This is a genomic window from Pedobacter sp. 05L430 (assembly GCF_056397585.1).
In genome coordinates this window covers 1-15723 of the sequence record NZ_JBFTNT010000106.1, presented here as the reverse complement: position 1 = coordinate 15723, position 15723 = coordinate 1, and the positions used below count along the sequence as shown (strand labels likewise).

The 15723-nt window shown below is 40.2% G+C and carries 11 protein-coding genes; 2 read left to right on the top strand and 9 right to left on the bottom strand.

Features of this window, described 5'->3' with window-relative positions; genetic code table 11:
• Positions 1-7: 7 nt before the first annotated feature.
• Positions 8-1378, top strand: a complete 1371-nt coding sequence (locus tag AC1DG9_RS14915; RefSeq protein ID WP_477634813.1) for a GH36-type glycosyl hydrolase domain-containing protein — start codon at positions 8-10, stop codon at positions 1376-1378.
• A gap of 6 nt (positions 1379-1384) precedes the next feature.
• Here the strand turns inward: AC1DG9_RS14915 and AC1DG9_RS14910 are convergent, their stop codons facing one another.
• The 8 genes from AC1DG9_RS14910 to AC1DG9_RS14875 all read right to left on the bottom strand — a co-directional run bounded on the left by AC1DG9_RS14910 (position 1385) and on the right by AC1DG9_RS14875 (position 13630).
• A complete protein-coding gene (locus AC1DG9_RS14910) occupies positions 1385-1669 on the bottom strand; it encodes a hypothetical protein (protein ID WP_172660179.1) in 285 nt (94 codons plus the stop codon).
• 55 nt (positions 1670-1724) lie between these two features.
• The gene (locus AC1DG9_RS14905) at positions 1725-2222 is read right to left on the bottom strand and encodes a ThuA domain-containing protein (protein WP_477634812.1); all 498 of its coding nucleotides are present in this window, start codon (positions 2220-2222) and stop codon (positions 1725-1727) included.
• 52 nt (positions 2223-2274) lie between these two features.
• Complete coding sequence (locus tag AC1DG9_RS14900) at positions 2275-4560, bottom strand: glycosyl hydrolase family 95 catalytic domain-containing protein (protein ID WP_337716834.1); 2286 nt, start codon at positions 4558-4560, stop codon at positions 2275-2277.
• 3 nt (positions 4561-4563) lie between these two features.
• On the bottom strand, positions 4564-6030 hold the full coding sequence (locus tag AC1DG9_RS14895; RefSeq protein ID WP_337716832.1) for a RagB/SusD family nutrient uptake outer membrane protein: 1467 nt from the start codon (positions 6028-6030) through the stop codon (positions 4564-4566).
• An 11-nt stretch (positions 6031-6041) separates the two neighbouring features.
• Entirely contained in the window at positions 6042-9482 is a 3441-nt protein-coding gene (locus AC1DG9_RS14890; RefSeq protein ID WP_477611810.1) for a TonB-dependent receptor, read from the bottom strand.
• A 289-nt stretch (positions 9483-9771) separates the two neighbouring features.
• On the bottom strand, positions 9772-10944 hold the full coding sequence (locus tag AC1DG9_RS14885; protein ID WP_337716828.1) for a FecR family protein: 1173 nt from the start codon (positions 10942-10944) through the stop codon (positions 9772-9774).
• Between the two features lie 242 nt (positions 10945-11186).
• The gene (locus AC1DG9_RS14880) at positions 11187-11774 is read right to left on the bottom strand and encodes an RNA polymerase sigma factor (RefSeq protein ID WP_172660174.1); all 588 of its coding nucleotides are present in this window, start codon (positions 11772-11774) and stop codon (positions 11187-11189) included.
• 167 nt (positions 11775-11941) lie between these two features.
• Complete coding sequence (locus AC1DG9_RS14875; protein WP_337716826.1) at positions 11942-13630, bottom strand: GH39 family glycosyl hydrolase; 1689 nt, start codon at positions 13628-13630, stop codon at positions 11942-11944.
• A 306-nt stretch (positions 13631-13936) separates the two neighbouring features.
• Between AC1DG9_RS14875 and AC1DG9_RS14870 the strand changes: the two genes are divergently transcribed.
• Positions 13937-14578 (top strand): DUF6266 family protein, encoded by a 642-nt coding sequence (locus AC1DG9_RS14870; RefSeq protein ID WP_477634811.1) that lies wholly within the window; start codon positions 13937-13939, stop codon positions 14576-14578.
• 159 nt (positions 14579-14737) lie between these two features.
• On the opposite strand, the gene AC1DG9_RS14865 is transcribed toward AC1DG9_RS14870, so the two are convergent.
• On the bottom strand, positions 14738-15723 hold a 986-nt coding region (locus AC1DG9_RS14865; protein ID WP_477634810.1), incomplete at its 5' end, for an alginate lyase family protein.

Here is a 15723-nt window from a genome sequence, read left to right as displayed (position 1 = left end):
TAATTCAATGAATCAAATGAATTATTACATTTTTATTATCTTCGTATGTACATACATTAAAAACCACAAACTCATGAAGATTTATTCGGCATATCTATTGGCCCTTACCTTTCTTATTTGCTCCTGCTCATCCACTAAACAAAGTGAAGAACAACAACTCGCAAAATCTATTCTGGCAGACACCTCCATGCAAATAGTAGACAGCATGGCCAGAACTGCCATAAAAGAAGGGTTTAATGCAGGAAGTGGTTACTCGCAGATCTGGGCACGCGATATGAATACCTTTATTGTAACCGCGCTCGAGGAGACTTCCAAAGAAGAAGTTAAAGGGGCCATTTTAGTCTTCTTCGCGCTTCAGCAAAAAAATGACGAGATGGTGGATGGTTATGTCTTGAAAAAGGACTTCACATGGAACGATGATACACCTTACTATTCTGATAACGACCCTAAGCATGTAGGCTTTAAAAACACTGTTGAAACAGATCAGGAAACCTCATTAATTCAGCTTGTAGGCAAATACGTTAAGAAAACAGGAGATACAAGTATTTTAAGCGAACAAATTGCCGGTGTAACCGTATTAACAAGAATGGAACGCATGATCAGGTATTTACTTAAGGAAAGATACAACAAAAGTTATGGCTTGCTTTACGGAGCAATGACGGCTGATTGGGGCGATGTACAGCCTAATGATGACTTTGGCTGCGACTGGAACAACCTATCTGATGAAGCAATAGATGTATATGATAATGCAATGCTAATTATTGCACTCAACTATCTTCAGGAAATGACCACTGATAAAAACCAGATCACCCAATGGAAAGAATTACAGAAATCAGTTAAAGCAAACGTGAGAAAACACCTGTGGGACGAAAAAAGGAAGAAATTCATTCCTCATATTTATCCGGGAAAATCTCCTGTCCCCGCAGGCTTTGACGAGAATAATATTCACTATCACGGAGGTACTGCGGTTGCTATTGAGGCAGGATTATTATCAAAAGATGAAATTGCAATCGTTAACAAACAAATGGTTGAAAACGTAAAGCTTTCGGGCATGCCAAGTATTGGCCTTACCATATACCCTACTTATCCTGAGGGCCTTTTCCGTGGAGGGATGTCAAAACCATACATTTATCAAAATGGAGGAGATTGGACCTGGTTTGGAGGAAGAATGATCCAGCAATTGATTGCTAATGGATTTGTAAAAGAAGCTTATGAAGAAGTTCGCCCTATGATTGATCTTGTTATCAAAAACCATGGTTTCTATGAATGGTATGGCAAAGGTGGGGTACCAAGCGGTTCTGGCAAATTCAAAGGCTCTGCAGGTGTTCTTAGTAAATCAATTACTCAGTTTAAAGACTGGGCAAACGAACAGAAATAACGACCTCTAAAGCCCCTCAATATCGCTGATCTGCTTGCCAATATCTTGTACTACAAGTTCATCAAGCAGCAGATCAGCATGCCCGGATGTTTCATCGTACTCATAAATGGGGTAACCACCTGAATCCAGATCGTCAGCCGAAACAGCCTCCCAGCTCCCTGATTTGCTCATAAATATTTCCCCTACAAGTCCGCCATGACAAACCACCTTATAACTGCCTGCTTCCTGGGGGTGTATGTTTAAATCAACCTTTTCCCCATGACTGGTGATGATAATATTAAACGGGTCCATAATTTGCTCTCCTAATGTACCTTATAAACCAACAACAGACTAAATAGTTTTCATTTCAGGATTTTTTTCTATGCCCCAATACCGACCATTCAATGCCCTGCAGTAGCAACTTCCTGTAATTGGGATTTCCAAAGGCTTCCGGCCCATGTCCTAGTTGGATGAACAATACATCTGCTTGTCCATAGGTATTAATCCATGCGATATCATGTGAACTCCCTGGATGAGTAGTACTAAGCAGGGGTCTGATGTTTGGCTGAGTACCAAAATGGCCATATACTTCATCGTAAATCTCGAAATCTTTAAGCCCTTTGGTAACAGGATGCTTATGGTCTTCAATTTTTACGGGTATAATAACATCGTGCTGGTAGCTTGATTTTATGGTATCCCCTTTTACAACGGTTGCCTGCTCATAATATTTACCTCCAATGATCTTCTGAAACTCATCCCAATCCTGATAAGATACCAAAGAATGATGCAAAAATATCATTGCCTTTCCCTTGTTCAACAAATGCATATAAGCCTGTTTTTGTACAGAAGTAATGGAATTGTACATATCATACTAATGATACATAGCAGGATGGTCATTCTCATTGATTTCATAATTTTCATATTATTGTTAGCTCCAGCTGTTCGCCTCTTTTTGTATCAAACGTAAATGTTTTACCAGCTAACACCTCTACCTTCTGCCCGTTCCTGATTAACTGCACTTTTTTTCCCAACCAAGGGTTGTCTATACTGCATGGTCTACCCGCCTCGCTTACTAGTTTAACATATTCAATTTTGCCATTTTTCAGGCGGCTGCTTACTAAGAAAGCACCATAGGCCCGCAATTGCTCAAAGCTTGCATCTTTAGCCTTGTTCCAGTTTGGAAATATTCTGATCACCTGTTCATAACTCTGCATCATCATTTCATTTATCGTTAATGGAACCGCGGCAAGGGTTTCTGTCCCTCCACCATCAGCAGTGATCCACAGATTTGGAAGCGATTGCAGTGCAATCCGGTCTTTCAGCTGTTTAATAATTTCATCAGAATCATATCCAACCCTTACCGCGGCAGGAAAACAGGTTTCAATTCCATTACCCAGCGTATTTGCCCATTCACCCGGAGCGTTCATTCTTTCCTTCCATCTGCTTACATCACTAAGCAGGATCTGGTTAAAAGCTGAATCCGTTTTAGGGCCACATACACCACCCGGAAGTATCAACCCATGGATAGAAACCCGTGCCAAACCGGAAATACGGCTATGCCTGACAGAAGGGCTCTTTTCAACTTCTTTTAAGCTCAGTTTACCATCTACTTCACCCACAGTAAAATCACTTATATGTTTTACAATATGCTGCCATTTATCTACCCTTTCAGGGTCGACTTTTAAAAAGCTACTTACATCAATGATTCCCTTAAATAACATTTTCACAAGGCCAACAGAAAGTGTCGAATTAAAATCGCCCAATTGATCTCGCCATTTCCCCTTATTTTTAAGGTTTGGCATCACCTCACCATAATGATCCATATAAATCACATAACGCCCGTTCTCAAACTTTAAATAATCCTCCCAAAAATCAGCACATTCCAGCATATAAGGATAAACTTTTTGGGCATAGGCGGTGTCATAAGTACTGTAAAAACGCATCAGCATATTCCCTACACTAAAAACAGCGTTGATCTTTTGGCCTAAAAATTTATATCCTCCATCAATGGTATTCTCCTTTGTCGCATATCTTTTTTCCATTTCATCCGGAGTAAGCGGCCAGCGGGTAGTTACCAATCCCTTAGGGCCTATTCCAACGGGATAATAAATCCCTTTAATATGAAGTAATTCCTGGGCGTGTTGTTTTCCCTTTTCCATATAATCCAATAAGGGCTGATCGAAATTAGCCGTCTGATCTATGTAATTGGACGAATATGCAGCCCAATAGGGAGCCTGGTAGTTATAATTTAAATGATAATCCCCTCCCCATGAGGATGAATCCCTGGTTATAAATGGTCCCCAGATACCGGGAGCAAATTTATTCCCTCTTGAAGTAGATCCGAACAGATATTGTGAAGCATAGTAATACTTCTCAATTAAGGAGTCGCCAATTTGAACGTTTGAGCGGCTCCAAAAATCCTTCCACCAGCCCTCATGTTCTTTCTTTATGGCCGCAATTGAATTTTGTGTTGTAGACTGCGCCTCTTGGATCGTCTTTTCCTTCCAATCATTTTTATCGCAATTGGTATACATGGTAACAGATAGGGTGAGTTTCTGGTTGGCTTTCATATTAAGCGTCCCATCTTTCTCAACTTTTCCGCCCAGTACTTTTAGTGCGATAGCAACATGCGAAGGCCATTCCAGTAATGGAGTATTCTCGAAAGAGCGGGTTACCCAAATCACATCTCCATTAATACCTTTTGTGTTTACAGAGGTATTTCCTTCAGTAGCATTTAAGGCAAGGTTCATTGTAAAGGCCTTATTTGCTGTAAATTCTGCAATCACCGTATTCGTTGTAGCCGATACCCAGGAGTTAAGGATTACTGTAAGATCATCCTTCGTAAACTTTCCCGCAATTAAGGCCCTGTCCTGAATTTGTTCTGCATAATAATTAGCGCCCTTAAGGGCGCTAATATGAACTTCCAACCATCCTGGCAAAGCAATACCTCCTCCGGGATAAACCGGATATGCCCGCCAGAAATCATTTTTACCTAAGTAGAACAACAATTTATCAGGGCTACCACCAAGGGTAAGCCCAATATCTCCATTTCCCGCCAACGGACCATCTGGAGTTTTTGACGTTGGCACCTTTTTAGGCGCAGTTGCGAAAACAGCTTTATATCTTCCTGAATATATTTCCTGTGCCTTACTTTTTTGAGCAAAACAGAACAGGATCAGAAACATGGCCCACAGACTACGCACTACCTAAAAGTTTGGATTCTGTGTCCACACGCCTTTCATAATATCCATTTGGCTCAATGGAATCGGAAAAAGGTAAGACTTAAACTTTCTCTTTGTTCCTTTGGCATCATAAGCTACCTGAGGGATAACCTGATCTGCTATTTTCCATCTGATTAAATCGTTGTACCGTAAACCCTCAAAGGCAAGTTCTACTCTACGCTCGTTTCTAATGATTTCACGGGTCAGCACAAGCTGTGCCGGCATATTAACTCCAGGTCTTGCCCTTACATCATTCAATGCCTTTAAAGCACGCGGGTCAGCACCTTGCCCATTTTCAAACATGGCCTCAGCATACATCAGCAACAGATCGGCATAGCGGATTTTAACCATATGCTGATCACTCAATGTAGCACCAGATGCATTATTTATAGCAGGATTTACCCATTTTTTAAAGGCCATAGTGGTATAAGGAATTTGTCCTTCAGCCGTACTTCCAGCTTGTTTAAAGCCTCCCGGATTGTATGCCCACGGATCCCCCGCTTCAAAAATGGTCATCTTTCTGCGCGGATCATTTGGCTCATAAGCATTCTTCAGTTCTACCGTTGGAAATACCGACATACGCCCACCAATAACCTGATCCAAAGAGTGATAATCATCTGGGGCTTTAAATTGCACAGAGAACATGATCTCTTTGTTGTTAATTTGATTACCAAAAAATATACCTGCATAATTATCAGAAAGCCTAAACGGATTACCGGCATCACCAATTAATGTCCAGGCTGCATCAGCCGCCTCACCATATCGTTGATTATTTAACAGCACCCTGGTTTTAAGCGCTATTGCTGAACCTTTTACTGCACGGCCGTCACTAAATGCAGTTGCTGGCAAGTAAGAAATGGCCAAATCAAGATCTTTCAGGATCTGGGCAACTACCTCGGTTTTAGGTGATCTGGGTGTTTTCAAAAAATCGCCATCCAATGTAGCTGGTTTCAAAATAAGTGGCAAATCTCCATAAAGCTGGGTAAGATCATTATAGTAAAAAGCCCTTAGAAACAAAGCCTCGCCTTTCATTTTGTTCCGTACAACATCTGTAATTACACTAACACGGTCTATGTTGTCCAGAAAATAATTACAATAAGCAATTCCCTGAAAACCAAAAGTAAAAGATTTACTCACAATTCCTGTTGTCGCAGAATTATGCTCTCCCCTCATTACAATATCAAATGCTTCGTAATTAGAGGTATTGGACGCATTGTCAGACAGCGCTTCCCAGTAAAGGGAATTACCGCTTTGCCCTGCCCCATTGGAAATAATTGGTTCTTTAAGCTTATAATAGCAAGCTATGAGTGCCTTATTGGCCTCTCCTTCTGTTTTCCAAAAATTTTCGGAATTGGGATTAGAAAGCGGATCTGTATCTAAAGTCTTCTTACATGAAAACACCATTGTGCTCAACATCATCAGAAGCATTGTTTTTATATATATAGTCTTCATAACATCAATGATTATAGTGTTACTTTCACACCGAATGAATAAATTTTAGCCTGGGGGTAAATTGCTGCCCGGCCACTGGCTGCTGCCCGTTCAGGATCGCTCCCTTTAAAAAAGTCGCTAAATGTTAGCAGATTGTCTCCAGATACATATAATCTTAGTGCCTGAATTTTAGCTCTGTTAATTAGCTTGGCCGGGAAGCTGTAACCCAGCTGAAAATTCTTTAACCTCAAATAAGAAGCATCCTGTAACCACCAGTCAGAAACCTGAGTATTAGGCGTATAATTTTCGTTGAAAATATGAGGGATGGTATTTGATGTACCTTCTCCATCCCAGGCATTTCTCCAGAACGTAGGCGGCGGCCCTGCTTGTCTGAATGGCGCAATTCCCCATTCTTTAACATAGATCTTACGGCCTTGAATTCCCTGGAAGAAGAAACTCAGATCAAAGTTTTTATAATCAGCGTTGAAGCTTAGTCCGTAATTAAATTTAGGGAAAGCCCCTCCAACAACCATTCGGTCATCTGTAGTAATTTTGCCATCAGGAACACCATTTGGCCCACTTACATCTTTGTATTTCATGTCGCCAGGTTTAGGTTTAACAAGTGGAGTTGGACCATTGTCAATTTCGGCCTGATTTTGATAGATGCCATCAAATACGTACATAAAATAAGAGTTATAAGGCAGCCCTTCCTGATTGATCGTTCCATTGCCGCCATTAATTTCACGCGCACCATATTTCACTACCTTATTTTTGTAGGTCTCAAAATTCCCCTGCACTTTATAATGAAAATCATTGATCTTGTTTTCGTATCCCAGCGAGACTTCGAAACCAGTGTTGTTCATTTCGCCAAGGTTTACTGTTGGACCGGCAACGCCTATAAAATCAGGCACCTGAAGTGGCCTCAAAATATCCGTTGTGTTTTTAGAATACCAGTCTACGCTACCAAACAACGATGATTTAAATAAACTGAAATCCAGACCTATATCGGTTACCGTAGTCGTTTCCCAGGTAATATTTCTATTAATCAGATCGGTTCGGGTTACCCCTTGCTGTAAAGAGCCTCCAATATTGTATAAAACCGGATTCAAAACATCCTGATATGGATAAGGCATTGATTCACCACCAAGCGATCGATTAACATTCTGGTTCCCAACCTGTCCCCATGATACCCGCGCTTTTAGGTTATCCACCCAATCAACAGATTTCAGGAAGTCTTCCTGCGAAATTCTCCATCCGGCAGAAGCAGATGGAAAAAATCCCCATTTGTTTCCTTTCGGAAAACGTGAAGAACCGTCATAACGGAAGTTTCCTTCCAGCAAATATTTCTCCTTGTAATTGTAATTGATCCTTCCAAATAGCGATTGTAGTGCCCATTGATAAGCATAACCATCGGCCAGCTGTCCACCCGGAGAATAAGACCCAAGTTCGATCAAATCATCAGAAGGGGCATTTCTTTTAAAGCCCTGTAAACGATCGTAGCGAAAAGTTTCCTGACTTCCTCCCAATAACGCAGAGAAGTTATGTACTTCATTAAAGGTTTTGGTATAATTTAATGTTCCGAATACAGTATACTGAACATCCTTTTCGTTTCGAACGGTCAGGTTATTTTCACCTACGGTTCCGTTCCATTGTGTATTGTACAAGTATTGTCCGCTTGCATCCGGCAGGAACATATATCCCGGTACACCAACAACATGTACCTTCGTTTGCTTATCATTATATTTTACTGCGCCTTTAATCTCTCCTTTTAATCCAGGAAGAATATCTACATCAAGAAATGCAGATGCCAGTGTATAATAGTTCTTGATATACCTTCCGCCATTTTCTGCCGTGGCCACCGGATTCTTATTTCCACCTTCCTGAATAAAGGCTTTAGCAGCATATCTTCCACTTCCATCCGGAAGTTTTGGTGTAAATGTAGGGTGAGCAGCTAAGGCACTTAAAATCTGGTCTTCTGTCGAATTTCCATCAAAATTATTATTCAATGCAGTCTCATTCCGGTCTCCTTTAGAAAAAGCAATGTTGGTTCCGAAAGTGACTTTATTGTTCAAACTTGTTTTAAAGTTAAACTGTGCATCATATCTTTTATAACCGGTTGCTATAAGGATACCATCCTGATCAAGATAGCCGGCACCAAAATTATACGTTGTTCCTTCCTTACCACCATTAACACTCACATAATGCTGTTGCATTGGAGCTGTGCGAAAAATCGCATCCATCCAGTCGTAACTTGGGTATTGTGCAGGATTTGTAATGGCACCCTGGCGGTATTGCTCAATCTGATCGGGGGTATAGATTTGGTTGGCACTGGTACCGGTGTGCGCAATTGCTTTATTAAGCAATTCCATAAATTCAACAGAATTGGTAATCCTATCATAGATAGAAGTGGCCCTCTGACTGCCATAATTATAGCTATAGTCAACATTTAATCTTCCTGCTTTACCAGCTTTGGTGGTTACCAAAACCACCCCATTTGCAGCCCTGGAACCATAAATTGCTGCCGAAGCAGCATCCTTTAATACAGAGATACTTTCTATCTGATTTGGGTTTACATTATTTAAATTACCTTCTACACCATCTATCAAGATAAGTGGATCATTGCCTGCACCACTAAAAGTACCCTGACCACGAATTTGTATAGTTGCACTCTCTGCTCCCGGCTGACCAGAATTCTGTGTTACCTGCACACCCGGCATTCTGCCTTGTAATAAAGAGGTTGTGTTTGGTGCCTGCCTGGTGGTTAACTCTGTACCCGTAACATTACTTACAGCCCCGGTGAGGTTCACTTTCTTTTGTGTGCCATAACCTACCACCACAATCTCAGAAAGCGCGCTGCTTTCTTCTTTTAACACCACATTAATGGAGGTACGGTTATTTACAGGAATTTCCTGTTGTGCAAAGCCAATAAAGCTAAATACAAGCGTTCCCGTTCCATCAGGCAAGGTCAGCGCATAATTGCCATCACCATCTGTTATGGTACCGGTATTGCTTCCTTTAAGTTTTATATTAACACCAGGCAATGGCCCGCCCTTTTCGTCAGTAACCTTTCCTTTAAGTTCTAATTTTTGAACCGAAGTACTTTTTGCTGGTATAATATCGGCCACATTATCTTTAATGATCACCGTTTTGTCCTTAAACACGTAAGTAAAAGGTTGCCCCTCAAAACAGCGTTTTAATACTTCTTCAAGCGTTTCATTGTTAACTGAAATATCTACTCTTTTCGCTTTCTTTATATCTTCCAGATTGTAAAAGAAATCGTATCCACTTTGTTTACGGATTTCTTTAAACAATTGTTGCAGACTGGCATTCTTTTTTGAAAAGGTGATACGTTGAGCCTTACTTGCCTGGGCAATCTGCAAAAAGAGGGTGATTAGTAAAATTGTAGTAATCTTAACTCTCATAATTAGTTTACTATGATCTGTCTCTTTAAATCTGCGTAAAGCAGAATTCATAATCAGCAGAAATTTAGGTACAAAGCTCCGCGGCTTACATACAGATTGTTTGTAAAAGTTCATACATTTGTTTAGTTGGGGTTTAACGAAAAAATAACTCTTGGAGGGTAATCCCAGCCATTTTTTACCGGGAGTGGTTCGAAGCACTTCCGGTTTTTTAGGCTTTGCCTGGTTGTTACAGCATAATACCGATTCCAGGCTTTATTACCTCAAATCAGGGTATAAGTTGTGTGGTCATTCTTCTTCTCATGCTGTTTATTTTTTTGGTTAGTTATTAATATTTGCTTGTTTATTTTTTATCGCGCAATACCGTGATCCGATTGCCTTCAATTACAAAATGTATTTTGTTTGTGGACTCCATAATTCCTAATACCGACGATATGTTTTTTGAGCGGGAGATCAAGCCACCAAATTTCACATCATCAAACTCGCCTTTATAGATCACTTCTACATCATACCATCTTGCTACTTTTCTCATAATACTTTTCAGATCATCGCCATCAAATACAAAGTCTCCGTCTTTCCAGGCCAAAATACTTTCCGTATTCACTTCTTTTACATTTATCTTCTGATCACCCAGCTCGCTCTGCTCACCTGGCCTTAACAATACGTTGTTATCAGGCGCATTCCCACTAGATTTTGAGCGGATTACCCGAACACTACCTTCTAAAAGGGTAGTTTTTATTGGGCCTTCGTCTTCGTAGCTGTTGATGTTAAAGTGTGTTCCCAGAACCTCTACTTCTTGTCCTTCGCTTTTAACAATAAATGGAATTTTACCGGGTAGCTTAGCTACTTCAAAATAGCCCTCTCCTGTCAATTCAACAACTCTTTTACTTCCACTAAATTTAGTTGGATAACGTAATAATGAAGCGGCATTTAGCCAAACCCTTGTGCCATCAGGCAAATTAACCTGATACTTTCCTCCATTGGGCGTTTCTATGGTATTGAATAACTGAGCTCCATTTTTACCCTGGGGTTCAGAGTCTGATACTGTGTAAACCAGCTGACCATCTGCAGTTTTATTAATTACCAAGCCCTCCTGTTTAACCACCTCACCATTAGCCGCATCGGTTAATGAAATCCTTTTGCCATCGGCAAGTGTTAAAAATGCTTTGTTACCTCCCGGAGGGATGTCTTGTTTTTTTGAAACGCCAGTTATTGAGGAGCGGTTCCCCGGTTTGTTTAAATAAATAAAACCAATGAAACCGACGATGCTGATTACAGCTGCCCAACTGGCAACTTTAAGTAAGAGCTTACTTATCTGAACAGGCTGAGATTCCTTATCCTTCTGGGCCGACAATGCCGCCCATACCTCGTCTTTAGTCTTGCTAATAATTTTATGTGAAGGAGCCTCCTTTCCAGAATGTAATTCCAGATACCAGCTTTCAACAATTGCTTTTTCTTCTTCAGAGCAATTGCCGGCCTTGTATTTTTCTAACAGTTCTCCGGGATCCCTATGCATACAATATATTTGGTATTTATACTTTATGCTACTATGACAGGAAAGCTGGGGGGTATGGGGTACTTATTTTAATAAAAAAAAAGATAAAGGAATAAAATCCCGCTATCGGACTGCCCGTCATCTCGAATGTAAAGAGAGATCTCTTGGCCACGGAGTAACTGCGAACCTTTGCATAATCAGGAGATTTCTCCTATCGTCGAAATGACGGCAGCTTAAAACAATCTGGCATTGGTATTCAAACGCTATATGAAGTACAAAAACAAACTATAAAAAGCAATAACAAATAAATCAAACTTGGGCCTAAGTATGCGTAAAGCCTTTTTCACATGCATGCGTACGGTCTGTTCAGATATCTGAAGCCTAACTGCAATCTGTTTATAAGAGAGGTAGTCTCTCCTGCTCAGTTCAAACACTTCTCTCATTTTAGATGGTAAGGCCGAAATTTCCCGTTCAATCATCTTTCTCATTTCAACCTCCCTTATTCTATGATCTGCAAAGTAAGTATCGCGATCTATAAAGCCAGCCAGTGAGCTGATGTATTTATTTTCTACAGCATTGTGCGAAATACGGTTTATAATACGGTTCCTGATGGCCGAATATAAATAAGAAGATAGGCTACGATCAAATGAAATGGTTTCGCGACGCGTCCATAATATTTCAAATAATTCCTGAACTACGTCTTTTGCCTCGTCCTGATCGTTTAAAAGCTTACAGGCATGTACAAATAATAAACCATAAAAACGGTCAAAGATGGCAGTGTATGCCAAATGATCTCCTTTCTTCAAGAGATCAGCCAACTCCTCATCGTTTAATTGTTTATATAATAACATTGGTAAAACTGTAAATGGACTTTACGCCCATGCCCGACACAATTATTGAAACTAGAATTTTATATTTGATTAGTATCCAGATCAAATGTAACACATTACCGCTCCCGTGCTTACGCTCATATTGGCTTTTTATTCAACTATTTTGCCATAAAAGGTTTTTGGTTTAATTATTTAAATGAAAGATGCAGAAAGGATACACCCTGTCTTGGCAGTAAGATTTCTAAATTAGCAGTTCCATTTTTAGTTTTAAGTATCGAAGGTTTTTCGAGCATAGCCAGTTGCCCGGCTTTTTCAAGTTGTTTGATTTGTACAGCTGTCGGACTTACCGGAGAACCCATTTTTTTCCAAACTTCGTACGAATTGCTGTGCTGATCATCAATACGATAATGTTTAAGCTCTATTGTTTTCGAGGGCAATCCATTAAGCTGAATGTTAACTTTTTCGGCGCTGCCTTTTTCATCAGCATCATGATAATTCCAAACCATAACCGCAGCAGATTTTGCATCTTTTGATGCCAATGCACCAATATCTGTGTGGGCACCACGAATACCAGATGCTAAAATACTATCCAGAGGACACATTCTGTTTGCATCAACCTTTACCAAATCACCTCTCATCATTCCAAACATCCTGAATACATTCAATACCGGTTTATCAACTCCATTAGTTGCCAGGTCTCTGAAACCATAAAACCATGGTTGGTTTTCAAATTCAAAAGCCCAGGTAACCGCACCAATCAGGTTAGATTTCAGTAAGTGAGCCAGTTCATATTTACGGGCAAAAGATGCGGCAGTATAGCTGGAATACATGGTTCCGTTTCGATATGCATTTTGAGGATCAGTAGCCATACCGCAAGCGGCACATCCTTCGGGGTCCGACTCTCCAATCACTATCGGTAGATCCTTTAACTGCGGATAAGCCGCAATGACCTTTAAATTATCATTAATGTTTCGAAGCTGACTACGGATTCCCATAACCACTCTTCCATTTTCCAATTTTGGAGATCCTTTGGCATGAAATAAAAGGATATCAAGCGGCGATCCGGTTTTTCCGGTTGCATAATTCGTCTCAAACAAACAGTGTTTTATAAAAGCATCCTGAAATTTCATTGCTCCCCCTGTAATATCAGTCCCTCCAATTTTTGCCGTTGGCAAAGCTCTTTTAACAGCATCGGCAGAATAATCATATAATTTAAAAAATTCCTGCTGTGTTCCTCTCCAATATTGCGAATCTGGTTCGTTCCAAAGTTCCCAATACCAGCTTTCTACTTCTTCTTTTCCGTAACGCTCAACACTATGTTTTACCCATTGATAAACAAGCTCTGTCCATTTATTGTAATCTTTAGGAGGATACGCCCAACCAGTAAAAATATCGCTGTATTTATCACCTGGTTTCCAGTTATGTTTATAAGGAACAGGTTTGCTCGAGAGTGCTTCGGGCATAAAGCCAATCTGTGCCAGCGGTTTCATACCTCTTTTGATATAAGTATCAAAGATACTGTCGATAATAGACCAGTTATAAACCGGATTTCCACTGGCATCTTCGGTATAAGCATTTGTTGAGCCCCATTTTAAAGCAGCCACACCATCACCGGTTACCAATAAACTATGCGCCCTAACGAACACCGGTACGGGACTTGCCGCCGCAATTTCGGTCAGTAATTTCTTACCATCCTTCATATAGGTATAATTTGGTTCATCATATCCAAACCAGGCCCATAGTGGTTTCATTGGAGCTATTGATGCTGAAAAATCAACAGCAACCTTTACCGGCTCATTTTTATTCGTTTGAGCGTAGGCAAGGCTGTTTATGCCTACTGCAATGATAAAGAGTTTAATACTTTTTTTTAATAGCATGTGCTTTGGTTTAAGCGATATATCTTTTATACGATTAACGATCATCCAAATTAAATATATAGCTTTTTTTCTTTCTAGTATAATCCGCTAAGCCAATTGAAAAATAAAGTGCCTCTAAAATTACCCGCAGATTCCAGAGCGCTTATACGGCGATTTCATCGTTAGCATAAACAGGGAGATAACAGGGAGGTAACAGGGACATAGTAGGGATAAAATCCTTTTAATATCCCTATATAGTTCTAATCAAATTTTTATTTATAAAAAGATATTAATATATTATATATCAACCTTTTAGCAATTATAATTATGGCAATTATCAAAAACGGAATTTTAGGAGGATTTAGCGGAAAAGCGGGCACTGTTGTCGGTTATCAATCAAAAGAAAGAAGCCTTATGCGTGGCAAACCAAGGCTTAGAACAAGCCCACCCACGCCAAAAGAATTAATAAACAGAGAAAAATTCGCCTACGTGCAGGCATGGCTACAACCACTACTTGAATTTTTACGTGTTGGATTTCAGGGATATGCAGCCAATTTTGAGGGTTTTGTAGCTGCAAAATCTTACAATTCTAAAAATGCGCTAATTGGGATTCCCTCCTATTTCCAGATCAATCCGGCCCTGGCATTGGTAAGTTTTGGAGATATGAGCCAGGCCACCACTGCAACAGCCGTTGCAGAAAGCGGAAATGTAATTAGCTTTAGCTGGACAGGTGGCAATTTTGCTTATGACGACAGAGCAATGCTGGTGGCTTATGACATAACCGGTGAGCGGGCAAAATTTAATACCGCATCTGAAAGAGCTAAGGAAGGATTTGCCAAACTTAAGATGGATGAAAGTTTTGTTGGAAAACAAGTAGATGTATATCTGGCCTTTGTGTCGGAAGATAGAAAACGACGCAGCAACAGTCAGTACCTTGGGTTGGTTCCCACAACTCCGTCAATTCATTAACTTTTTGCATGTTTAAATATTTGGCTTATTCAAACTTACAAAAGCTAAACCTGTTTAGCTAACAATAAACAAGTTTTATTCATTTAATAAAAAAATAGCATAAAAAATATCAAAGTCACATAAAAACAATTACTATTATTAAAAATATTAACGGTTTTATTATTTATCTGGCAAGCTTTCCTTAAGCGAGAAAAATAAAGTTCCAAAACCTGCATTATCTGCATTAAACCCCGCACCTTCGGGTCTTAATTTATCTGCCGCAGCCTTTGTATATTTATACTGTTCAGCTGGTATTCCCTTTACCCTAAAGGCATAATGATTATACACCTGTTCAAAAATAGAGCGGAGGTTGCCCCTACCATTGGTAGAAATTGTGGATGCAGGAAACCGGCCGCTAATATCCATGTGGGGTTCAAAGGGTACATCTTCACCTAAATTATATTTGGCCGTGTATTCGAATCCTTTTAAAAGTCGGTTATCTGAGAATTTATACATGTCCAGGCCCTGATTCCATCCAATTTCGCACATCTCAGCAAGGTGACCAATTCCCAACATACTGTGTGGCTGATCGCGGCCGCTCTCTTGACCCTGCCCGGCTTCATTGACAATGTAATGCAAAAGACTCCCATTTCCAGGGCCTCTGTAAAAAAAATCTACTGCCTTATCAAACATCTCATGATCATCATTAAAAACTGCAATAGACATCATACCTTTCATACAAGCTAAATCCCAGTTTCCATGTGCCCAAAGCGCAAAATATTGGATGGGAGGATAAAATACATTACTAAACATGTCCTGGCATTTCTTAATTTCTGCCTGCGACCATTTAGGATAAGTGGCACGCATAATTTCGGCAGCACTGGCCATTTTAAATACATTCAACCCTGCTCCAAGCTCTACATCGGTACCATCAAAGATTTTAAAGGTATCAGACCAGGCATTGATAATCCGAACCGCTGCTTCTGCATGAGCTTCATCTCCGGTAATTGTCCACATCAGTGCATTCTGATAAGCAGCACATACATCCTTTTCAAGATTACCTATGTTTTTCCCGGCTCCCGTTAGCAGACTTCTTTCTGCATGTGCCGCTGCGCTTGGCTTCCAGCTGGCGCTAGAATAAGGACTTTGTTTAAATTTTTCAAATC